This window comes from Streptosporangium sp. NPDC048886, assembly GCF_055586905.1.
In genome coordinates this window covers 122028-141905 of record NZ_JBVJHH010000023.1, presented here as the reverse complement: position 1 = coordinate 141905, position 19878 = coordinate 122028, and the positions used below count along the sequence as shown (strand labels likewise).

The 19878-nt window shown below is 68.0% G+C and carries 26 protein-coding genes; 1 reads left to right on the top strand and 25 read right to left on the bottom strand.

Features of this window, described 5'->3' with window-relative positions:
- Positions 1-2715 (bottom strand): phage tail protein, encoded by a 2715-nt coding sequence (locus ACZ6R6_RS27840; RefSeq protein ID WP_470098118.1) that lies wholly within the window; start codon positions 2713-2715, stop codon positions 1-3.
- Positions 2716-2786: 71 nt separating this feature from the next.
- Here ACZ6R6_RS27840 and ACZ6R6_RS27835 point away from each other — a divergent pair, with 71 nt between their 5' ends.
- Positions 2787-3641, top strand: coding sequence for an AbiTii domain-containing protein (locus ACZ6R6_RS27835; protein WP_470098116.1), 855 nt, complete (start codon positions 2787-2789; stop codon positions 3639-3641).
- Between the two features lie 24 nt (positions 3642-3665).
- On the opposite strand, the gene ACZ6R6_RS27830 is transcribed toward ACZ6R6_RS27835, so the two are convergent.
- The 24 genes from ACZ6R6_RS27830 to ACZ6R6_RS27715 form a co-directional block, all read right to left on the bottom strand.
- The gene (locus tag ACZ6R6_RS27830; RefSeq protein WP_470098114.1) at positions 3666-4535 is read right to left on the bottom strand and encodes a hypothetical protein; all 870 of its coding nucleotides are present in this window, start codon (positions 4533-4535) and stop codon (positions 3666-3668) included.
- A gap of 1 nt (position 4536) precedes the next feature.
- On the bottom strand, positions 4537-6909 hold the full coding sequence (locus ACZ6R6_RS27825; protein WP_470098112.1) for a phage tail protein: 2373 nt from the start codon (positions 6907-6909) through the stop codon (positions 4537-4539).
- 71 nt (positions 6910-6980) lie between these two features.
- Entirely contained in the window at positions 6981-7115 is a 135-nt protein-coding gene (locus tag ACZ6R6_RS27820; RefSeq protein ID WP_470098110.1) for a hypothetical protein, read from the bottom strand.
- A gap of 35 nt (positions 7116-7150) precedes the next feature.
- Positions 7151-7663 (bottom strand): DUF7426 family protein, encoded by a 513-nt coding sequence (locus tag ACZ6R6_RS27815; protein WP_386439706.1) that lies wholly within the window; start codon positions 7661-7663, stop codon positions 7151-7153.
- 3 nt (positions 7664-7666) lie between these two features.
- On the bottom strand, positions 7667-8140 hold the full coding sequence (locus ACZ6R6_RS27810; protein ID WP_470098108.1) for a phage tail tube protein: 474 nt from the start codon (positions 8138-8140) through the stop codon (positions 7667-7669).
- Positions 8141-8212: 72 nt separating this feature from the next.
- Positions 8213-8659: a minor capsid protein gene (locus ACZ6R6_RS27805; protein WP_470098106.1), complete on the bottom strand. Its 447-nt coding sequence runs from the start codon at positions 8657-8659 to the stop codon at positions 8213-8215.
- Positions 8656-9009: a hypothetical protein gene (locus ACZ6R6_RS27800; protein ID WP_470098104.1), complete on the bottom strand. Its 354-nt coding sequence runs from the start codon at positions 9007-9009 to the stop codon at positions 8656-8658. The genes ACZ6R6_RS27805 and ACZ6R6_RS27800 overlap by 4 nt, the downstream gene beginning before the upstream one ends.
- On the bottom strand, positions 9009-9320 hold the full coding sequence (locus tag ACZ6R6_RS27795) for a hypothetical protein (RefSeq protein WP_470098102.1): 312 nt from the start codon (positions 9318-9320) through the stop codon (positions 9009-9011). The genes ACZ6R6_RS27800 and ACZ6R6_RS27795 overlap by 1 nt, the downstream gene beginning before the upstream one ends.
- Positions 9317-9706, bottom strand: a complete 390-nt coding sequence (locus tag ACZ6R6_RS27790) for a hypothetical protein (protein ID WP_470098100.1) — start codon at positions 9704-9706, stop codon at positions 9317-9319. The genes ACZ6R6_RS27795 and ACZ6R6_RS27790 overlap by 4 nt, the downstream gene beginning before the upstream one ends.
- Before the next feature lie 2 nt (positions 9707-9708).
- On the bottom strand, positions 9709-10050 hold the full coding sequence (locus tag ACZ6R6_RS27785) for a hypothetical protein (protein WP_470098098.1): 342 nt from the start codon (positions 10048-10050) through the stop codon (positions 9709-9711).
- On the bottom strand, positions 10037-10330 hold the full coding sequence (locus tag ACZ6R6_RS27780; RefSeq protein WP_470098096.1) for a hypothetical protein: 294 nt from the start codon (positions 10328-10330) through the stop codon (positions 10037-10039). Before ACZ6R6_RS27780 ends, ACZ6R6_RS27785 begins: the two co-directional genes overlap by 14 nt.
- On the bottom strand, positions 10327-10557 hold the full coding sequence (locus tag ACZ6R6_RS27775) for a hypothetical protein (RefSeq protein ID WP_470098094.1): 231 nt from the start codon (positions 10555-10557) through the stop codon (positions 10327-10329). The genes ACZ6R6_RS27780 and ACZ6R6_RS27775 overlap by 4 nt, the downstream gene beginning before the upstream one ends.
- Positions 10554-11492: a major capsid protein gene (locus ACZ6R6_RS27770; protein WP_470098092.1), complete on the bottom strand. Its 939-nt coding sequence runs from the start codon at positions 11490-11492 to the stop codon at positions 10554-10556. The genes ACZ6R6_RS27775 and ACZ6R6_RS27770 overlap by 4 nt, the downstream gene beginning before the upstream one ends.
- A gap of 49 nt (positions 11493-11541) precedes the next feature.
- Positions 11542-12375 (bottom strand): DUF7239 family protein, encoded by an 834-nt coding sequence (locus tag ACZ6R6_RS27765; protein WP_470098090.1) that lies wholly within the window; start codon positions 12373-12375, stop codon positions 11542-11544.
- Positions 12376-12452: 77 nt separating this feature from the next.
- Positions 12453-12623 (bottom strand): Rmf/CrpP fold protein, encoded by a 171-nt coding sequence (locus ACZ6R6_RS27760; RefSeq protein WP_386439725.1) that lies wholly within the window; start codon positions 12621-12623, stop codon positions 12453-12455.
- A complete protein-coding gene (locus tag ACZ6R6_RS27755; protein ID WP_470098088.1) occupies positions 12620-14602 on the bottom strand; it encodes a phage minor capsid protein in 1983 nt (660 codons plus the stop codon). The genes ACZ6R6_RS27760 and ACZ6R6_RS27755 overlap by 4 nt, the downstream gene beginning before the upstream one ends.
- Positions 14602-16122, bottom strand: a complete 1521-nt coding sequence (locus ACZ6R6_RS27750; RefSeq protein ID WP_470098086.1) for a phage portal protein — start codon at positions 16120-16122, stop codon at positions 14602-14604. Before ACZ6R6_RS27750 ends, ACZ6R6_RS27755 begins: the two co-directional genes overlap by 1 nt.
- Positions 16123-16191: 69 nt before the next feature.
- Positions 16192-16356 carry a hypothetical protein gene (locus ACZ6R6_RS27745; protein ID WP_470098084.1) on the bottom strand — a complete coding sequence of 55 codons (165 nt, stop codon included), beginning with the start codon at positions 16354-16356 and terminating at the stop codon, positions 16192-16194.
- Complete coding sequence (locus ACZ6R6_RS27740; protein ID WP_470098082.1) at positions 16353-16616, bottom strand: hypothetical protein; 264 nt, start codon at positions 16614-16616, stop codon at positions 16353-16355. The genes ACZ6R6_RS27745 and ACZ6R6_RS27740 overlap by 4 nt, the downstream gene beginning before the upstream one ends.
- 13 nt (positions 16617-16629) lie before the next feature.
- Positions 16630-16920, bottom strand: coding sequence for a hypothetical protein (locus ACZ6R6_RS27735; RefSeq protein ID WP_470098080.1), 291 nt, complete (start codon positions 16918-16920; stop codon positions 16630-16632).
- A gap of 12 nt (positions 16921-16932) precedes the next feature.
- Positions 16933-17583, bottom strand: a complete 651-nt coding sequence (locus tag ACZ6R6_RS27730) for a hypothetical protein (RefSeq protein ID WP_470098078.1) — start codon at positions 17581-17583, stop codon at positions 16933-16935.
- Positions 17584-17719: 136 nt separating this feature from the next.
- Entirely contained in the window at positions 17720-18871 is a 1152-nt protein-coding gene (locus ACZ6R6_RS27725; RefSeq protein ID WP_470098076.1) for a hypothetical protein, read from the bottom strand.
- Between the two features lie 19 nt (positions 18872-18890).
- Positions 18891-19370 (bottom strand): hypothetical protein, encoded by a 480-nt coding sequence (locus tag ACZ6R6_RS27720; RefSeq protein ID WP_470098074.1) that lies wholly within the window; start codon positions 19368-19370, stop codon positions 18891-18893.
- Between the two features lie 2 nt (positions 19371-19372).
- Positions 19373-19843 carry a hypothetical protein gene (locus ACZ6R6_RS27715; protein ID WP_470098072.1) on the bottom strand — a complete coding sequence of 157 codons (471 nt, stop codon included), beginning with the start codon at positions 19841-19843 and terminating at the stop codon, positions 19373-19375.
- Positions 19844-19878 lie beyond the last annotated feature (35 nt).

The following is a 19878-nucleotide window of genomic DNA, read 5'->3' as shown; positions in this document are numbered from 1 at the left end:
TCACCTCCAAGCCCAGATGTGGAACGTCCGGGCGGCAGAGCCCCCGGACGGGTCGAAGAAGAAGAGGTCGCTGGCCGTCCGGGAGAACAGTTGCATGGCCGTGGTCTGCTCGGCCGTGAACACGACCTTCGGCGTCGTCGGGAAGGTGTAACCCATCACCACCTGGTAGTAGGTGGTGCCCTTCGACACCGACAGCGACAGCATGATCAGCCCCGAATCGGCCCCTCCGAGCTGCCACGTACCTCGGTGGAACGTCCCGGACGGGTCGAACACGAGATACTGATCCTGCTGAGTCGGGTGCATCCACCCGACCGACGCCTGAGTCTCCACCGCCGACATGAAGCCGCCGCGCTGTTCACCGTTCGACGGGTTCAGGATCGCCGCCTGCCAGAAGCCGGCCGCGTGGGTGAGGCGGCATATCGCAGTGCTCGCCTGGTTCGTGCCCGATTCCATGACCAGCGTCGCCTCGCCTGTGAAGCGAGAGCCGTCGCTGTAGATGCGCGACTGGTTGGTCCCGCTGCCGGGGATGAAGCGAATCTCAGGGTTCGGCGCTCCGGCTGGGTTGACCACGACCCGCGCCCCGGTCACCCCGGACGCGAGTTGCCCCACGATGCTGACCGCGCCGGTGGCCGCCGAGATGCTGGCGGTCTGCTGGCCCGAGCCGTTGAACGCCACCAGACCGGTCGAGTTGAGCTCCACTCGCGCGCCCGAAGCGCTGCCCGCGATGACCCGTGTGGAGAGCGTCAGCACGGCCGCGAGCTTGTCGGCCACCACCGCTCCGGCCGTGATGTGCTCGGCCTGGACAGCGCCTACGGCCAGCTTGTCGGCGGTGACCGCGTTGGCCGCCAGCGTGCCCGTCGTGATCGACCCGTTGGCGGCGTCGCCGGTCACGAGCTGCACCGCGGCGATCGTTGCCGAGGTGGATGGGGCCGACTCATTGCCGGACCTGTCGATGGACGTGAACCGGAACTGCCTGTCGGAGCCGTACGGCAGGTTCGGCACGAGGATCGCCCCGGCCTCGCCCAGGACGCCGATCTCTGACCAGCCGGGCACGAGCGGGTTCTGCATCCACACCCGGACGTGCAGGAAGTCGGACGGCATCGGCACCGAGCCGACGCCAAGGCCGTTCCACGTGACCCGGACCACGCCGAGCCGCGTGGAGAGCTGCGGCGCGGTCGGCACCGGCGGCGCTTCGTCGTCGGCGGAGATCGTCACCGCCACCTCGGACGAGAACGGCCCGATCTTGCCGAGGTTGACCGCCCGGACCTTGAAGACGTACGACTCTCCGATGACGAGCGGCGAGTACGTCGCCGTGGTGTCGCCAGCCAGGGTCGAGGTAACGAAGAACCACGGCGCGCCGGTCTCGTTGATCCGCATGAACAGCTCGTAGCCGCCCACGGCCAACGCGACCCCGCCGACGTCAGAGGTGACCGCGCCCCACGAGACCGTCACCTGCCCGTGCGGCAGGCCGTGTTCGTCGATGTACGGGAGTGGGTTCACGATCAGCCCGTCCGGGGCCGCTGGCGTGCGCGGCTCGGGCGCTTCCGGGCTCGGTTGCGCCCCTGACCCCCCGTCCGACGTCGAACCGCCGACGATCCCGGCCGTCCGCCTGGCCAGCCGGATGTCCCGCTCCAGGAACCGGTCATGCAGCACCAGCGACCCGCCGAGCACGCCCGTCGAGCTGCGCGCCAACGTCACCTGCCGGACCCGCAGTGACTCCAGAGTCCCGCCGGCCCTCGGCGCAAGCACCCGGTCACCGGGCTGGTAGTCCTTCAGCGGCAACCAGCGTGCGCCGTACAGGACGATGCCCCGCGTCCGCTGCACCCGCTCGCCCCCGGCGCGCTCGAGCGCGGACTGGGCGAGGATCGTCGCAGTCCCCTCGTCGGAGATACCGCCCGCGCCGACGTACTGCTCCCACCGTCCCCATGGCTGCGCCGCGGCGGGGTTGGTGAACGTCTTGATCAGCCCGTTGTCTCCGACGAGCAGCACCGATGACGCCAGGTCCTCCAAGGTCCCGTCGTCCGGCGCCTCTGCGATATCGCGGCCATACCGCAGGTCCACCGGGGCGGCCCCGGTCGCCAGATCGTCGTTCAGCGTGTCGGGGTTGAACACCTGTAGGGTGCGGTCGGACATGCGGAAGTCGCACACGCCCTGCTCGGCCAGATTTTGCAGCGCCGTCAGCGCGTCCATGCCGGGCTGGTAGTAGATGTTGATGACCTTGTCCCAGGGGTGGCCTGCGCTGTCGCTCGTCGGCGTGAAGTCCCAGTTCAGGCCGAGTGCCGCTTCGCGTCCCGGCGCCTTGGCCTCCGTAATGAACGTCTGCAGGATCGCCCCAGCGGTCGCGCTGAGGAACGCCCGCTTGCCGTCCACCAAGGGGGCAGGCCCGGGGTAGAGCACGATCTTGCGAAGCATCCACACGAAGCCCGGCAACTCGAACCGGGCCAGGCCGGTGGGGTTGGAGTCGTCGCCGCGGCGCTTGATACGCAGGAACCGAGAGTCGGGGGCTTCGGTCCACACGTTGCCGTCCACGCTCCACTGGACGGCGATCTCGCACGGCTGGTCAAGCAGGTCAGCGCCGACCGCTGTGGTGGTGTAGGCCAGCTTGAGCGACGGCACATCGTTCAACGGCCAGGCCACCTCGACCGACAGCGGATGCGGCAGAACACCTTGCCGAGGGCCATTCGGGGCGAATACCACCAGACGGAGGTCGTACACGTGTCCCTCCATTCACCCGCTCGCTTGGGTTGGTGGCAAGAACCCAGGGGTCGTAGGGGGACACTAAAGGGGTGTCAACGAAGACTTCCTCAAACTCCCGGGACAACTCGCTGCTTACGCAGATCGAGCGTGACGTCCTCGATCGCAGCGTGCCGCTTTCCGACGTGCTCCTCAAGTGCGTCGCCCTGAGCGGGCATTCGGGCTCTTCGGAGCTCCGCAACTGGGCCCAAAGCGAACTGAACGGTTACACGTCCACGGAAAAAGTACCCGCCTACAGGATAGTCAGCGCATCCCTCTACCTTACGCACGTCAACCTAGGCGGCTACAATCCGATGTCGCAGCGAATGAGCCCCCAGCAGCTTCCAGAGAATATCCGCGAGTATGTAAAAGAAGAAGTCCATCTCACGGAATCCATCAGCGAACTGGAAACTTTTGCCAGTCAAGAAAAGTCCTTGGCAGTCATCCGTCCTCACTTCGATGACCTGGCACAACTCCTGACAAAGCATGGATGGGAAACTGGAAGTTTTCCAAGCAATCAGCGCATCGGCAGCATCCACTTGCAGTTGGAACCGGTCTCTGTCGCCGGTGTAGTAAGCCGCATCCGAACAGCGCTTACAGTTTTCATCAGCGAACTTAGGGCCCATATGCCCAGCGGCCAGGAAACACCGTCCACCGCTGAGACAAATCAGGCGCTGGCTTCCGCGATCCCAGGAATGGTCACGGTCACTGCTAACACGGGTTCGACTGTGAACTTGAACCAGGGCAGCGGGGGCACCATCAACAACATGCCCAGATCGGCCCCCGCGGACCCTCCGACCCGCCGGGCCTGGGTGGTGATCGGCTGGATCCTAGCGTTCCTGGTCGCGATCATCGGCACATACGCCGGACTCGGTCAGTGGCTGCAATGGCCAGCACCATGGAAATGAGCATCACGGGGCAAGGGGGCGCCCTCACAGATAGGATCGTCGAGCCCGTATCTCCAGCCTGGATACCTCGGTGGTCGAGGTTGCCGCGCTGGACACCAGCACCGCGCGAGAGAACGGGTCACCCACCGCGACGGCCGGCGTCAGGTGCAGCCACCGGCATTGCGAGCCGGGACCGATCGCATCGATCTCCCCGGTCACGTCCGTTCCGGCGGCCAGATCCCACGTGTCCGTCGTCACCTTCGCGGCCTGCATACGGCCGCAGTCGATCAGCAGCCGCTCCCCCGCCAGCAGACCACCCGGGCGTAGCACCCACCCGCCCGTGGCGACGTCCCCAATCGACGGTTGCACGGCCGGGCCGGTGAAGCGCAGCAGCGCGTCCACGATGGGCCCGGTCGCGCCCGCGAGCGTCGTCACTGGCTGAGCGAGCTGGTTGGGTGCGCCCGACCAAGTGGATTCGGCCTCGTCGCGCCACAGCACGCCCGGCACCTCGACTACGGCCGTGATCCGGGCGGTCGCGGCCCCGGTGTTGATCTCCGGTTCGGTGTTGCTGGTGATTGTGATGTCGGCAACTCGGACGATCGCCCCCGCCTCGTACCGCAGCCTCATCAGCCGGTGCCGCGTCCCGAGGAGGGCGGCCAGGGCCTCCAAGTTGCGCTCCATCTGCTCGTAGCCGCCGTCCGTCCCCGAAGGGGTGGCCGAGCTGACCTTGAAGGACAGGCCGAACGTGGTGGCCTCCAGATCGAGCCCGACGACCGGGATGTCACCATGCCGGCCCGGCACGGCGACCTTCACGGCCCGCGCGCCGGGCAGCGGCCTGCGCTGGGTCCCCTTCTTGAGCCTCCAGCAGCCGGCCGGATGGTCGAGCGGGACTCCGTCGAGCGAGTAGCTCGGCACCTCAGATCACCCCAATCGCGCCCACGTACTGGAGCCCGCGGTTCACGGTCACCGACGTGGGTTCGGCCTGCGGGTAGTGGTTGGTCACGTGGACTACTGTCCGGGAGATGGCGCGGCCGCCGCCGAGCCCGTCCGGGACGGTCACGCCTGGCATCGACAGGTCCGGCATCGTGGTTTTCGCCGCGAGTGAGGTCACCTTGTTCAGCGAGGCGACGACGAGCCCGGCGCCCTTGTCGAGACCAATCGACATGCCCTGCATCATGAAGCGGCCGATGGTGGCGAAGACCCGCGACGGGCTCTTGATGCCGAGGCTGGACTTCACCGAGTTGACGATGCCGGAGAAGAAGTTGTTGATCTGGTTGTAGAAGGTGCTGGCCATCGACTGGATGCCGGACCAGATGCCGGTCACGATGTTTCGGCCGATGCCCATCATCGTGGGGCCGAGGTTGCTGACTGCCGAAGTGATCTTGCCTCCCAGGTCGCGGAAGAAGCCGACCAGGATTGTGCCGATCCATCGGCCGATGCCGTTGACCATGTCCGGAATGATGCTGTTTCCGACCAAGACGTTATACATCCAGCGGAAGATCCCGACCGCCTGATCGATCACCGGCTTGATCTTGGCGACGACCCCGGCCACCTCGACGCCGAGCTGGGCGAACCCGACGCCGATCTTGACCAGCATGGGCAGGATGGGAATCAAGGCAGGGAGGACCTGCTGGATGACCATGACCGCCAAATCGGTCAAAATTGGAAGAACAGGTAGCACAGCCTCAGTTAGTGACACAAAGGCAGGAACCAGCCCATCGAGCAAGCTCGGGATCAGATTCAACAGCGGCGGCAGGAGCTGCTGCACGACCGCACCCGCGATCTGACCAAAGGCGGCATAGACCGGCTGCATAACCGGCCCGAGCTGGGCAAGAGCGGACGAAACGGACGCGAGCGCAGGTCGCAGCGCGTCAGCCAACGCCGTGATCACTGGACCCAGCACGGCCGAGAGATTCTGCAGGGCGATCCCGAGGACCTGACCCAAGATCCCGGCGAGCTGACCGACGATCGGCAGAAGCGGAGCAACCGCCGCCAACGCCGCCGACAGTCCCTGACCGAGCGCCAGCAGCCCGGCCTGCATCTCCGGGGAGGCGAACGCCTTGGAAAGCATGGTCGCGACCAAAATCAGACCAGGTCCAAGCGCGGCCAGAGCTGGCCCGAGCGCGGACACCGCTGCGGCCAGCCCCGGCCCGAGGGCCGTCGCGATGTTGCCGATGTGCGGCGCGATCTGCGCCACCGCACCACCCAGCGCCACGAAGATCGGGAACAAACTCTGCCCGACCTGCGACAACGACTGGAAGATCGTCACGAGTATCCGCTGGCCCTGCGCCGAGTTGACGAACTCGCTGACCTTGCCGAGAAGCTGGCCGAGCACGCCGAGCGCGTCCGACCCGCTGGTCCGCATCGCCTGGAAAACGCCCTTGAGGATGCCGCCCACGCTGCCCGCAATCGAGCCGAGCTGACGGAACACCTCCATCGCGGACTGCATCCACGACAGGGCCCGCCCCGAGTTGGCTGCGGCCGACAGGAACTCACCAAACCGAGCCGCCGCTGAGGCGATGCCCGGCACGAGCCCGGACGAGAACTGCGCACCCACCACGGCGAGGTCGCGGAACCCCGCCAGCACCGGCTGGATGGCCGGCTGGATCGCGGCGACCGCCGACCGCAGCGACCCGAAGACCGAGTTCACCGCTGAGGCGGTCTGCGCCGAGGACAGGAACTGCGTAACCTGCACGGCCGCGTTACCGAAGTCGGATGCGACCCCGGACATCCCGGCACGGAGCGGCCCCACGAGGGCACTCGTCACGGCCGTGATCTGGCCTACCAGTGGTACGAAAAAGGCGTCCTGGACAGTGCTCTTGAGCCCGTCCAGGGCAGGCTTCACCGCGCGCAGTTCCCGCGCTGCGGCCTGCGCCGCTGGGGACAGCCCCTTCAGTGACTCCTCGAATTTCTTCGGGTCATCGCCTAGGGCCGACTTGAAGGCGTCACCGACCCCCACCAGGGCCAGCTTGAGCGTCGCCATAGCGCCAGCGCCGAGCGCGATCACACCGGGCAGAGCAGCGACGATGCCGCCGGCCGGGGCCAGCGCCGCACCGAGACTGACTGCACCCTGCGCGGCCGTCGCCATCGAGGCCGCCAACGACGACGTCTGAAGCGCCGTGGCGGTGAACTTCGCCCCCATCGAACCGGCGCTTTTGGCCAGGCCGCCGACGTCGATGTTGAGCTTCTTCGCGGAGTCCCGCATGAAGGTCATGAACCGGCGCACCGTGCTTGTGCCCCGGTCCTTCACATCGATGGTGGCAAACAGTTCGCCCACGTTCAGCGCCACCGGGTTTCACCTCCTGAGGTCTGGGGTGGGGTGAAGCCGGGCAATGCGGAACCGGTCGAGAAGCAGGAACTTCACGGCTTGTCGCCCGGATCCAGGGCGCGGGTCAGACGCGAGTCACACGTCAGCAGCCCGTGCAATCGCGTCCGCAGCCACCGCCACGACCTGGTGCGCAGCACACCGGGCTCGCCGAGGTCGATGCCGTACACCTCGTGCAGGTCGGCCTCGACGAGTGCCCAGCGCGTCAGGATGTCTTGCCACGAGACGGTGCGGCCTTTCGAGACCGAGAGGCCGTCGTCGTCGTAGTAGTCGCGGATCCCCGAGACCGGGTCGATCTCGCCGCCGCGGCTGTCGCCCGGCGAGTCGCCCGATTCGGGGCCTGGGCTTCCCCCGCGCCGGACTCCCAGATCTTCGCGGCGGCGTCCTTACCTGCCGCGACCCACACCAGCGCCGTCGAACCGACGTGCTGGATCTTCGGCCAGGTCACCCCGTCTGCGCGCAGTTCGTCGAGCACGGGCCCGAGGATGCGCTGGTACAGATCGGTTTCCTCGTCGTCGTTCAGCACGACGGCGGCCAGCTCGTTCAGCTTCGGGTCGTCTACCGGCTCGCCCTGCTCGGCCGCCAAGCTGGCCTGCATGAGCCGCTGGCACAGCATGCCGACCTCGGCGTCTGGGGCGGGAATGACGTACCATTTGCCACCCACCGGGAGACGAAGCGAGTCGTCGAAAAAGTCGTCGAGGTCCTCGAAAGTCGCCACCGGCTACCCCGCCACCGGGTTGGGGATCTCGATGGGAGCGCCCTGGCCGAGGAGCGTGAAGTTGAACGGCTCCAGGTCCGTCACGCTGCCGCCCTTGGTGAACTCCGAGACGGTGCAGACGCCCTTGTAGGCGTCCGGCGCACCGTCCCGGCGGTACCACCGCACCGGGATGTTCGCGCCGAACCCGACCTTCCGAGCCGCCTTCCGAATGGCCTCCTGGCCCGGGTCAGCCGTGAACACCGCGTCGTCGGTCCGCTTACGGCGCCCCTCGGCCTCGATCTGCCATGTCCGGCCGGTGACGACGGAGGAGCCCCACCCCTCCTCGTCGTCGAAGTCGCCGTCGTCCTCGGTATTGTCGTCGGTCGTCTCCTGGAAGGACGTAAGGCCCTTCACCGGGATCCACGTCGGGTTCTCCGGGTCGGAACCGGTGCCGACGTCGAGCTTCCAGTCCTTCGCGAGCAGGGAACGCAGCCCCATGATCACTCCTTATGTGGGCATGCCGGAAAGCCGGAAGCAGCTCCGCTTCCGGCGGGGAAAAGTCAGGTCAGGTCACAGGTCGCGGTGCAGCGACGGCCGGTGACACATCAGGTCGAAGGAGTCGGCCCGCTCCCACCGGCCCGAGCTGTCGCGGCCGAGCGGGGCGACCAGCGTCCGTCGCGCCAGCAGCACGTGCACGCCCGTCGAGAGCGTCACGTTGGCCAGGCCGTGCACGGCGTCGAACACGCCGTCCGCCAGGTCGTCCACGAGCCGCGGGTCCGTCTTCGCCCGGAACCGGGCCTGCATCTGCACGGCCGAGTCCGACTGCTCAACGTCATCACCCATCTGGCCCACGCCGTACACCGCGAGCGCAATCGCGGTGTCCGGCTTGGCCGGGAGACCACCGATCGTCAGCGCGGTCTGCGCCTCGGTGTAGATGCCATGCGGGTTCCACGTGGCCACGCCAGCGTCGCCAAGCAAGACCGCGAACCCGGTCAGCAGGTCGCGGGTCCAGGTCACTTCAACACCTCACGGAGCGGCTTGGCGATCAGCAGCTTGACCACCTCAGCCTCCTCGCGCACCGCGAGCTCCAAGAACTTCGCAGTGCGGCCCGCCTTGTGCTTGTAGTCCAAGTTCTCGTGCTGCACCACGGAGTACGGGGTGTCATAGCTGACGACTCCGCGCAAATCAGACTCATCGACGACCGCCGCGCCCGACCGCTCCAGCGTGCCTTCATCGTGCGGCACCCGCTGGTTGGACACCGCCAGCACGTGCTCGGTGGCGGTGCGCAGGCCCCGCGCGGCCGCCCGCCGGATCTCAGCGGTAAGCGCCTCCGTGTTGACCTTCTCGTTGAACCTGGCCCTAGCCATCAGCGGCACACCACCTCAACGTGATCCGGCGTCGGCAGGCCGCCGCCGTCGCGGGAGAAGGACGTGATGACGGTGGTGACCCGCCCGTTGACAGTGACCCTGCTTCCCTCTGGGCAGATCGTGCCCGGGGGGAAGAAGACGGTCGTGTCGGAGACGACCTCGGCGCCCTGTGCGTCACGTACCAGGCGCCGCTCGTCATCCACCAAGCAGCGAGACTCGAACGCCGGCCCGAACACGGGCCCGTACGCGCCGTCACCCTGAAACGGTTCGATGGTCGCGGTGTGCCGCAGCAGCCACTCGGGCAGCATCACCACACGCTCCCGTCGAGGATGTAGCCGGGCAGCAGCCCGGCCCGCTGGAGGATCGACGAGGCATCCGGGGCGTACCGAGGCGGTGGCCCGTCGCTGGAGCCGCCGCGGTCGAGGCGAACCGAGCCGATCGACACCGATTTGAAGGCCGCCGCCACGCCGAACTCATCTCCTACGGCCAACGTCCACGCAGCCTGCGCGCACACCGCCCGCTTCATCGCGTCGATGTCTCTGGGCCTGATGGGCATGCCCTCGTCGTCAGTCGGATAGATGGAGGCGAACAGCAGCTCGTCGATCCGCTCCGATGCGCGCTCCAGCCGCCGGTCCATGTCGTTGGGGCCGGCCTGGCCGGTATATGCCGTGTAATCGGCAGCGGTCGCGTACCCCATGGCTACACCGGCTGTTCGAGCACCCCGACCGTGAGCCCGGCCGGGGCGGCGTAGTCGACGTATACCTTGCCGTTGGCCTGTCGATACACCGCCGAGAACGGCGGTAGCAGCAGGCTGTCGTTGGCCGGGATGGTGACCGGCAGATCCACGACGTCCTGGCCCTCGACCGTCGCGGGGATCTGCACCGTTGCCGTCGCGGGCGCACCGTTGCTGTTCTTGATCAGCAGCATGCGCCGCGCGGTGTGGTCGAAGGCGTTGCCGTCCGCGTGGGCCGCGACCAGGCCCGTGCCCAGCGCGACGCCGGTACGCGGCATGGGCCGGACAACCAGGTCAGTCCTCGCCATCTGAGTCCTCCCCAAACTCCTCGATCAGCGCGGCCTTCGACAGCGACTTGGCGTCGGCCTCGGGCATGCCGCGGGAGGCGGCATAGATGACCCACGCCGCCTTGGTGTCCTGCTCGGACGGGCGGTCCGGCCCGGCCGAAGCCGGACCGGACTCGTCGTCGGCGGGGGCGGACTCGGGCCCGCTGATGATCCGCCAGTTGTCCAACATGTCCAGCCAGGGGTCCCGCTGGGCGACGGTGACCACCTGGCCGGTGTTGGCGTTCTTGTAAATGAACGTCACGCGCCCTCCCAGTAGAGGCCGAACGCGATCCGCTCAGCGGTTCGGTCGGCTTCCGCCTTGGTCGTGACGGTCGGCGTCTGATAGGTGACGCCCGGGTACGACGTCGTGATGTTGGCGTCGTGGCAGATGACCGCCACGTAGAACGCGCCCGCCGTCCCCCTGACCTCCATCCGGACGACCGAGGCCAGGGGGATGATCGTGTTGCCGAATCGGGCCCAGCCGCTCACGCCGCGACCCCGTGGATCAGCACGGCGCGGTCGGGGTCGAGCGTCTTGACGCCGTAGAGGCAGTCCACCGACACGATGTCCTGCTTCTTCGAGATGTCGTAGTCCATGACCACTCGAATGCCGAAGCCCTTGTAGGACTCGACGGCCGCGTTGGCCGCGCCCTGCGGCAGCACCAAGGGGCGCGTGACCAGTGCAAACGCCGTCCTATGAAAGGCAACGCCGATCTCGGTGTTCGGCTGGCCAGCGCCAGGCGTGCCGGTCGGGGCCTCGATGTTCTGCGTCTGGTAGGCGTCGAAACCGAAGACACGCCTGCCGAGGTTCGCTTCCCTGAGACCGTCCGTGTCGCCCCTTGTGTCGGCCTGGTGGAACAGCGGGTCCGACAGCCATTTGGCCTCGATCTCCGGGCCGACGACGAGGTTCCGGTCGGCGGCCGGGACGTTGCGCTGGTTCAGCACACGCCTGGCGTCGATCGCGGTCTTCGGGTCGTCGTATGGGTGGATCGCGGTGCCGGTCACACCCGTGATGGGCGCGCCGGCCTTGCCGACGCGCTGCACGATGTCGTTGCGCAGGCTGAGGACGTCCCGGTCGATTTTCTGGCTGATGGCCTCCATCGCGGGGTTGAGCAGCTGCGTCCCGAAGTCCTCGATCTCGAGCGTCAACTCTTCTGCCGTCACGGCAAAGGAGACGTCCGCGAAGTGGTTCAGCGTAATCGGCACGCTGCCCTCGGACGCGTTCTGGATCTGGATGCCAGCCGCGCGGTTGAACTCGTTCGCCGTGAACACCGCGGGCTTGCGCACGCTGATCGTGTCACCGACGCGGGAAACGAACTCCTGCTCGTAGTCGCGGTGCACGAGCTGGGCCATGACGCAGGTCTCGTACAGGGTCGCCAGCGCGGCCTTAGCGATGATCGACGGGGTGAGGAAGGTGTTAGCCATTCGGGCCTTTACTCCTTAAGAGAGCCGATAGCGCTCCCGCTATCGATGACTAGGACGAGGCGCGCTTCTTACGCCTGGCGCGGAACTCGTCGATGGAGGGCTCGGAGTCGCTGCGACGCCCACCAGGCCCGCCGGTGAACTCGCCTCCGCTCCTTGCGGGCGGCCCCGCCTGGGCGGCCGCCTTGAACTTGGGGTTGTTCTCCACCGCCGTCTGGATCGTCTCCGTCAGCGACGTGGAGAAGTCGTCGGCGTCCGGGTCCATGTCCCGGACGGCCTTCAGGAACGACCTGCTGTCGAGCAGGACGTCAGGGTCCGCGCCCACCTTCTGGCTGGCGCGGTGGACCGCGAGCTCGATCAGGGCGCGGCGGTGCCGCTCCTTCTCCTGGTCGCGCTCCTGCGCCGTCTGGTCCTTCTCCGAGGTCAGCTTCTCGATCACCTGCTGCGGGTCGAGCGGCTTCTCCTCATCGGCGATCAGCCCCAGCGCCTTGCCGATCTTCTGCGCGAACTCGGCCTGCGCCTGCGCTGTGACCTCTTCCGGGGACGGCCCCTGCTGTCCGGTCGCCTCGTCGGCGGCCTTCTGCGCGTCCTTCAGCTTGGACCGGTAGTCGGCCGCCTCGGCGCGGGTGTCCTTGATGAGCTTCTGCGCCCACGAAGGAAGCTGGTCCACGCGCTTGGCGTCGGGGTTCACCGCCGTGTCGTCGGCCGGCGGCTCGGGCGGCGTGACCTCGGCCTGCGCAGGAGGGTTCTGCTCCTCCTGCTGCGGCTGGCCTTCGCCGCTCTCGTTCTCCGGTGCGCCACCGGCGATCAGGTAGATCGGGGTGACGCCGTCCTTGCGGTAGCCGAGGAACGCGCCTGGCGTGGTCGGCGAGGTGGTTTCGAGCATGACGAGATCGCCCTCCTGGAGCGGAGCGTCGGAACAGTGGAAGGACCCGCGCCCGGCGGGCCCATGGGGAAGGGCGACTACGCGCCCGAGCTGTGCCGCGCGTACGTGCGCATCCACAGCAACCGCAGCGCACGCTGCCGGTCATCGCCCTGCGCCGGATATGGGCAGGTAACGATCGGCATGCCGCGCTCGCCGGCCAGGCGGCCAAACGTCACGGCCGCCCTGCGGTCGGTCTCAGAGAGGGTCATACGCCGAACTCCCTCCCAGCGCCGCCCGCGCGGATCTGCTTAGCGGCCTTGCGGTCGCTGTCGCGGCCCAGCCACATCGCGCGGAACTCCGTCAAGGTCATGCGCGGGTTGTTCTGCCACCAGCGCAGCAGTTCCTCCGAGGCGTACTTTCGAGCGCGGGACGCTGGTCCGGAGAACAGCGAGCGCGGGTCGATGCCCTTGGCCCGGCCCTCCTTCGTGACAAAGTCACCGCCCCGAACAGCCTGCTCGCCCGCCTGAACGTATTGCTCATCCAGCCAGGCCGCGTACATGCGCCGCACCGTCTGGTCGACGTCCTCGCTCGGCCAGCGTTCGGACTCCAGAAGCGCCCGCCGCTCCTGACGTTCCAGCTCCGCCGGGTCCAGCCCGTGCACCTCGGCGTACGCCTCCATGTAGGAGTAGCGGCCCGACACGATGAGGTCTGAGATCTGCCGGTCAGCCTCGGTTTCCTCTTCGCGCCAGTTCCACGACCACTGCTCACGCTGGCGGGTCTGCTGCTCGATGCGGTCCAGTTCGTCGAGCATCCGGGCCATGCCGTCATCGTCGTCGCGGTACCGCTCCATCAACGCCGTCAGATGGTCATCGGTCAGGTCACCGATGTCGTTGATCTCTGACAGGGCGGCGATCGGGTCGTCCTGCGCGGCGGGACCAGCGGCCTTCCGCGCAGCCGCCGCCTCCTCGTCGCGGCGGTTCATCTCCTGTTCGAGCCGGGCCATGGCCTGCTCGTCGTGGGAGAACCGCTGCGACTGCTCGGCGATCTCCTCGTCCGTCAGCTTCTCCAGGTCCTTCGGCGGCGCGTCGACCTTCTCTCGACCGGTCTTACGCCGCAGGCCCGTCGCCTTACTCAGGTCCTTGAGCTGCTGCTGGTAGGCGGACGCCTTCGCGTCGGCCTTCGCGCGGGCGTCGCCGTCAAGCGCGACCGCCGCGCGCCTCTTGTTCTCCCGGACCTTCCGCTCCAGGTAGCGCTGCCGCTGCGTATCGGCGTACGTCGTCTTCGACTCCAGGACCGGCGCCGGCCTGGACACCCCAGGAAGGTAGGCGTTCAGGCTGTGGCCACAGTTCGGGTGCAGCAGCCCCGCCAGTCGGGCCTCCGCGACCGTCCCCGCCACCTCCACGAACACCTGCACGCCCGTGGCCGGGTTCTCCTCCACCCGGGTGCCCGCCGAACCGGCCAGGGCCAGCACCGTGCCCTCCCAGCGGGCGCACCGGCCGCATGTGAGCGGCAGCCACGACACACTGACCAGTCCAATCCCGGCGTCACGCAGCGTGGACAGGTGCCCGTCCACCGCTGCCCGCGCGGTCGCGGTGCGCATCGCCATCTCGACGTAGCTGGTCAGGTTCCACGTCCGAGGAGGACTGGCCGAATCGGTGAACCCCGTAATGCCCTGCGCGGTGAGTCGGTCGAGCGCTCGCTGCGCGGCCTCCCGCCGGGTTTCCGCGCCGATTAGTGTCCGGCTGGCCGCCTCGGCGATGACGTTGCGGTAGATGTCGTCCACCGCACGTAGCGCGCCCTCATGCACGGCCGTGATGATCCTGCCCGCCTGCGCGGCCAGCTCAGCGACGCCCTGACCGGCGTTAATGCCCTTCTTCGCGCCGAGGTTCCGCGCGTCCCGCAGCACCCGCTCCAGCCGATTACGCACCTTCGCGTCGTGGACCTGCAGCACGGCGCCGCGCACCGCGGCGTCCATACCTTCGGCCCACGTGTCGAGCACCGCCTGCTGCGCGGCCGCCTTCGCTGCCGACTCCAGTCGGCGGACGATCGACGCGGCTTCCTTGCGGAGCTGCGTCACCTCGCCAAGCCGCTTGTCCGCCCAGTCGTTGCCGTCGTCGTTGCCGAGGTCCTTACCGACCCGCGCGGCGATCCGCGCGAGCAGCGCCGCCTCCGCGTCGGCGTACATGGCCGCGACTCGCCGCGCCTGCTCCAGACCGACCTCGATCGCTCCGACTGGAGTGACGGCCATCAGTCCTCGCCGGTCGCGTCAGGGACGAACGTTTCAGTCAGCGTCACCGGGTCCGGGACGGTCAGCCCGAGCTCGTCACGCAGCCGTTCCTTCTCGGCCTGGACCTGCACCTCGTCCCAGTCGGGGTGCACCCACCGAATCTTCGTGTCCAGGCTGACAGCCTGCGCTCGGTTCAGCATGTCCAGGGTGCGGCCCATCGCCTCCGGGTCCGGCATGACGCCGTCCGGCCACTCAACGACGGCGCGTTCCGCCACGACCTTCGTGTCGAACACCTCGTGATCGACGGCCAGCATCGCCTCCGACAACCAAGCCAATCCCGGTGTCCAATAGCCGATCTTCCGGCCCCGTGTGGAGTACGACCGGTTCTGCTGCATGTGGATCTCGGTCGCGGTGCGGGCCTGCCCGTCGCCGCCCTCACCGAAGCTCTGCACGCTGTACCCGGCGCCCCGCAGAATCTGCGAGATCAGCGACTTGGACGTCTCGGCGTGCTCGGTCACCCGGATGTTGAACTGGCTCAGGGTGATCATGTTGTTGGGGTTGTTCGGCGATGGCAGCATGCCCGACAGTGCGCTGTAGATCTCCCGGTCGGGGTCCCACGAAGCGGCCTGCCCGCGGGCGCCGGTCGTCAGATACACCTCCGGGACGATGATCCTGGCCTTGCCGAGCCGCAGGTCCCGCATCCATGACGTCCAGGTCTCGTCCAGGGCGTCCATCAGCGGCTCAACGCCCGCGTAGTCGGACCGGCCGACTGCCGTACCCCTGATCGTGCGGTGCGGCCGCATGTTGGGGACGTAGTGGACAAGCAGGCCCCGGTCGTAGCCGCTGTCGAACCCGCCGTTCTCATCCACGATCTCGGCGAACCCCTCCGTGGAAGGGTGCTCCTCCAGCGGAATCTGCATGCCCAGGTGGTCCTCATCGCCCTGGTACAGGCCGTGGAGAACGCGGCCCTTCTCGTGCCGCTCCAGGTGCCGCCACACCTCGCCCGACCGGTCGTCCTCGTGCACGACCCTCCAGAACGTGACTGCCTTGAGCCGCCCAGAGTTGAACTCCGGCACTGCAGCGTCCGGCGGCAACGCGTCCACGACGGGGTAATCCGCCATGGTCGTGTCCCAGCCCACCCTGAGATACACGCCGCCGTACGCGGCGCCCATCTCAGCAGCCTCCAGCAGGGTGCCGTACACCCCGGCCTCGTGCATCACCGCATCCAGCCGCTGCTGCCCCTTCTTGCCCTTGACCTTGAGCGTCGGCGGCTCGGAAAACAGCAGGTCAGCCGAAGTGGCCGCGATGTCAGCGGCGATCGGAATGTGGAGTTTCGTCGCCCGCGACTGCCCCGCCGGCGTCGGCGTCGCCCAGAAGTAGCGGATCATCCGGCCGAAGTAGCCGCCCGCGCGTGTGATGGGCCGGTCCCAGCCCTTCGGGTCCATCCCCATCCTCGGCGTTGCCTGGTTGCCGCCGTATACGTCCGCCAGACGATCCGGGTCACCGGCGTACCAGGCGCCGTGCTGGTCGTAGAGCCGCATCTCCTGTCGGATCGCAGGCGGCGGCCACTCCTGATTACGCTCGGGAAGCGGCATCGGCCACCCTCCTGTTCACGTGTGCTCGATCTCCGACAAGGCGGCGGCCAACTGCGTCCAGCCTTCGGCGATGGCGACCTTGGCCAGGACCATGTCTGGGTTGGGCTCGCAGTCGGCGCGCTCCAGGACCTTGGCGGCATGGGACGCCGCCTGTCGCCAGGTGATGGTCTGATCGCTCACTTGGTGGCCGCCGACCGGTGCCAGGTGCCGGGCTGGGTGCCCGGCGGGACGTTGTACTCGTGGAACCCGCCGACTTTGCCGGGCGTGAAGACCCACAGGTGGACGTGGAACTCGTCATCGAGCGCGGGCACCGCGTCGACCTCGACGCCACGCGGGTCCAGCGTTGTCACGTCCGCCGTGACGATCGCGGCGCGAACAGCGTGGAGGCCCTGCTTGCCCTGGTAGCGGACGATCTCACCGGTGGTCGGGAGCTGGGACATGAGGGAACTCCTGTCAGGTGATGGGGACGGACCCGCAGGGGATCACGGGCCGCTCCACGGCACCGGTCACGCGGGCCCACATCAGGTAGGTGCCGTCCGTCAGGGTGACGGTGCCGCCAGGGCCGATGAGGATGCGCGCCCGGCGGCCATCCTCGGTGCTGCCAGCCCACTCGGCGGGGTGCCAATCGGTCTCGATGGGCTCGGCGCCGAGGTTCGTGAAAGCGATCTCGACCTGCTCGGATCCGAATGCGCCGTTGATGACGGTGTAGATGTACGGGCGACTGAGAGAGGAAATCGGTTCCACGGCAGAGCGCTCCTACGACGTTGTCGGAGGTCCGGCAGACCACGAGGTGTGCGGCGAGGAGGCGTGCCACTCCACGACAGGTAGCGACGCCGCCCACACCGTGAACGGTGTACTGGCACGAAGCGGCGGGGCCAGGCGCAGGATCCGCCGGACGGTGCCGGTCTCGACGACCTGGCCGAGCGTGCGGACGATCGGCGGCTGCGGCCGGATCGTGCGGACGGTGTCGGTCTCCTCAACGACGGACAGCGGCCGGACCTTGATGCGGCCGAGCAGATGACCGGTGCCGGTCTCCACGACCTGGGCCAGGAGCTGGCCGCGCGCGCACACGATCACTGCGGCATGCCCGGTCTCGGTGACCTGGCTCAGCGGCCGGACCTTGACGGGGGTGATCGGCCGGACAGTTCCGGCCTCGGTGATCTTCCGAACTGCGGCCCAGCCCTGCAGCGGGAGCGCGGTGCCGAGCTCCTCGACGCGGCCCACCGCGCGGGTTTTGACCCGGGGCGCCGGCCACGCCGTCCCGGTCTCGACCGGCGGCCCGAGTACGCGGGTTCTGGTACGGCCGAGCACTGCGGCCTGCCCGGTCTCGATCACCGGTCCGAGCAGCCGAGCGCGGACGCGCGTGACCGGCTGAGCACTGCCGATCTCGCTGACCTTACCGAGCACGCGGGTCTTGGTACAGCTGAGCGGCCGCGCGAGCCCGGTCTCGATGACCTGGGCGGCGACCGGACCGGAGGCCCGGGAACGGGCGACAACCGGACGAGCAGGGGATGAACGTCCCGTGCGGGCCATCGTTCACCCCCTACCAGGTCGCGGTCCGCTGCGCCGCCCGAGGCAGGCCCTGCGGCATGCCTCGGGGACGCCCGCTCACCGCAGGAGGCGCCGGACCGAGCTTGTTCGGGCCGACCGCGATGTCATCGACGTAGAGCCGCCCAGCGCTTTCATGCCTCAGGTGGAACTCCGCCGTGAGGGGCTTGATCCCCGGCCAGGTCAGAGACGGCGAGATGACGTAGTCATCGTGATCAAGGGAATCAGGGTCCAGGTACGCCCAGATTTCAACGGTGCCGTTCTGGGCGCTGTCGAGGGTGTAACGCAGTTCGACACGGACCCACTGATTCTGCGGGATCACGAGGTTCGTGGTGGCCGCCGTATCCGCTAAGGCGGTGCTGTAGCCCTTGAACGCGCGGATCGTCCCGCTGGTGTTGCGCAGCCACACCTTCGAGATGATGTGGTCAAGTCCGGGGCCGCTGAGCAGCGCGAACATCGCCGAGAGGTTTCCTGCCGTCAGCGCCCCGGCCCGGTACATGTACCACCGGACGCAGAAGCTGTTGCCGACCGTGGGGACGTTCACCCAGTCGATATGGGTGTCGGAGTCCTGCACTGCGTTCACCGCGACCAGGCCCGCTCCTTCACGGCCGACCACGTTGCTGAACTGCGGGGAGCCCAGCACGTTGTCGAAGGCGGTCCCCGAGGCCCCGCCGGAGTTGACCTTGGTGATCGCCGTCCCGCTGGTGCCGCCGTTGAAGCTGTTGGTCAGCGGGAGGGAGACGTCCGGGATCTCGAACACCAGGTCGTCGATGTACACGGCATCGACCGGGTCCGAGGAGCTGCCGTCCTTGGAGTACCTGAACACCACCTGGGTGGCGCCGTTGAGGTTGTAGACCGGCGACTGTGTCCATGGGACATTGCCCGAGGCGGTCAGCTGCACGACCCCGTTGATGAGGAACTCGAACTTGTCGTGGGTGGGTTCGCTGCTGACGGAATACCAGAACTGGATGGTCGTCGCCCGCAGCGGCATCGTCATCGTCATCGTCGCCGTCTGGCCGTGGCCGATGGGGATGTGCGACAGCGAGTACGAACCGCTGTGCGCCCGCCCGGTCGAGGTGCCCCACGTGTCGTTCGAGGTGTACGGCACCCTGACGACGGCACTCTCGATGGTCTCAATCCACTGCATGGGAGCCTCCCCGCATGGTTCAGGCCCGCTCGACCTGGAAGCCTGCGCTGATGGTCACCGCCGCGGCGTACTTCGCGCGCAGCACGAACCCGGTCCCGGGCGCGCAGTCCGGGGTGTCGCCCAGGGGGACGTCATAGATGGCGAGGCCGCCGTTGGGCGACAGGGGCCAGGAGTCGAGCACAGTCAGCACGGTCGGCTCCGTCGTCCACGCGGCGGCAGCGAGGAAGCCCGCAGGGATGGTCCGGCCGTAGAGCTGCTGCGGGGTGACCGCCGTGGCGTAGGCCATGGACGCGGCCGGCGGGTTGGTCGCGAACGTGGCCGCGCACAGCTCGATGTCGCCCGGCACCCCGGCCGCCGAGATACCGTACAGGCCGACCCTGATCTTCTTCAGGTCCAGGCCGAACGAGGCCGGGGCGAGCACTCCGAGGACGCTCTTGGCGGTGTTGGCCACCAGCGTCACCGGGGCGGGGGTGAGCGCGGAGTATCCGGTCTTGGCCATGGTCAGACCGCCCGGAAGAAGCCGGTCGGGTCGACCTGGGCGACGACGTTGCTGCCGTCCGGGTTGATTGGGAAATCGTGCGAGGTGAGCGGCACGATCGCCGAGTCCGGTGACGCGGGCGCCGGCCGGTAGCAGATCAGGATTTTCGACCAGTTGCTGCCCGTCTGCACGTTGGTCCACGTCTGCTCGGGGATGGCCAGGTCCACCCAGTCGTTGACGTCGTCGGGGACCACTGGGGTCAGGTTGGCCGCGACCAACACCTTGCGGCTGTAGCCCGGGTTGGTCGCCTCGTCGGTGGTTCCGGCCAGGACGTCGGCGAGTGTGTCCTTATCGCGTAGGACGGCGTCGGTTTCGACGTTCGCGGCGGCCAGAGCGAGCACGATCAGGGCGCTGTTGGCTGGGTCGCTGGTCTGGACTCGGCGGTACAGCTCGACCGTGCGCCCCTTGGACACATTGAACTGGAAGTCGGGCATGACTCTCCTCATCAGAAACGGGATGGTCTCGGCCT

What these genes read in the sequence shown, in the direction of transcription:
- ACZ6R6_RS27715 (WP_470098072.1), bottom strand. Translation starts at nt 19,843, where the DNA reads ATGCCCGACTTCCAGTTCAATGTGTCCAAGGGGCGCACGGTCGAGCTG.
- ACZ6R6_RS27770 (WP_470098092.1), bottom strand. Translation starts at nt 11,492, where the DNA reads ATGGCTAACACCTTCCTCACCCCGTCGATCATCGCTAAGGCCGCGCTG.
- ACZ6R6_RS27810 (WP_470098108.1), bottom strand. Translation starts at nt 8,140, where the DNA reads ATGGGGCTGCGTTCCCTGCTCGCGAAGGACTGGAAGCTCGACGTCGGC.
- ACZ6R6_RS27740 (WP_470098082.1), bottom strand. Translation starts at nt 16,616, where the DNA reads ATGTCCCAGCTCCCGACCACCGGTGAGATCGTCCGCTACCAGGGCAAG.
- ACZ6R6_RS27765 (WP_470098090.1), bottom strand. Translation starts at nt 12,375, where the DNA reads ATGCTCGAAACCACCTCGCCGACCACGCCAGGCGCGTTCCTCGGCTAC.
- ACZ6R6_RS27785 (WP_470098098.1), bottom strand. Translation starts at nt 10,050, where the DNA reads ATGGCGAGGACTGACCTGGTTGTCCGGCCCATGCCGCGTACCGGCGTC.
- ACZ6R6_RS27760 (WP_386439725.1), bottom strand. Translation starts at nt 12,623, where the DNA reads ATGACCCTCTCTGAGACCGACCGCAGGGCGGCCGTGACGTTTGGCCGC.
- ACZ6R6_RS27790 (WP_470098100.1), bottom strand. Translation starts at nt 9,706, where the DNA reads ATGGGGTACGCGACCGCTGCCGATTACACGGCATATACCGGCCAGGCC.
- ACZ6R6_RS27755 (WP_470098088.1), bottom strand. Translation starts at nt 14,602, where the DNA reads ATGGCCGTCACTCCAGTCGGAGCGATCGAGGTCGGTCTGGAGCAGGCG.
- ACZ6R6_RS27750 (WP_470098086.1), bottom strand. Translation starts at nt 16,122, where the DNA reads ATGCGGCTCTACGACCAGCACGGCGCCTGGTACGCCGGTGACCCGGAT.
- ACZ6R6_RS27720 (WP_470098074.1), bottom strand. Translation starts at nt 19,370, where the DNA reads ATGGCCAAGACCGGATACTCCGCGCTCACCCCCGCCCCGGTGACGCTG.
- ACZ6R6_RS27800 (WP_470098104.1), bottom strand. Translation starts at nt 9,009, where the DNA reads ATGGCTAGGGCCAGGTTCAACGAGAAGGTCAACACGGAGGCGCTTACC.
- ACZ6R6_RS27725 (WP_470098076.1), bottom strand. Translation starts at nt 18,871, where the DNA reads ATGCAGTGGATTGAGACCATCGAGAGTGCCGTCGTCAGGGTGCCGTAC.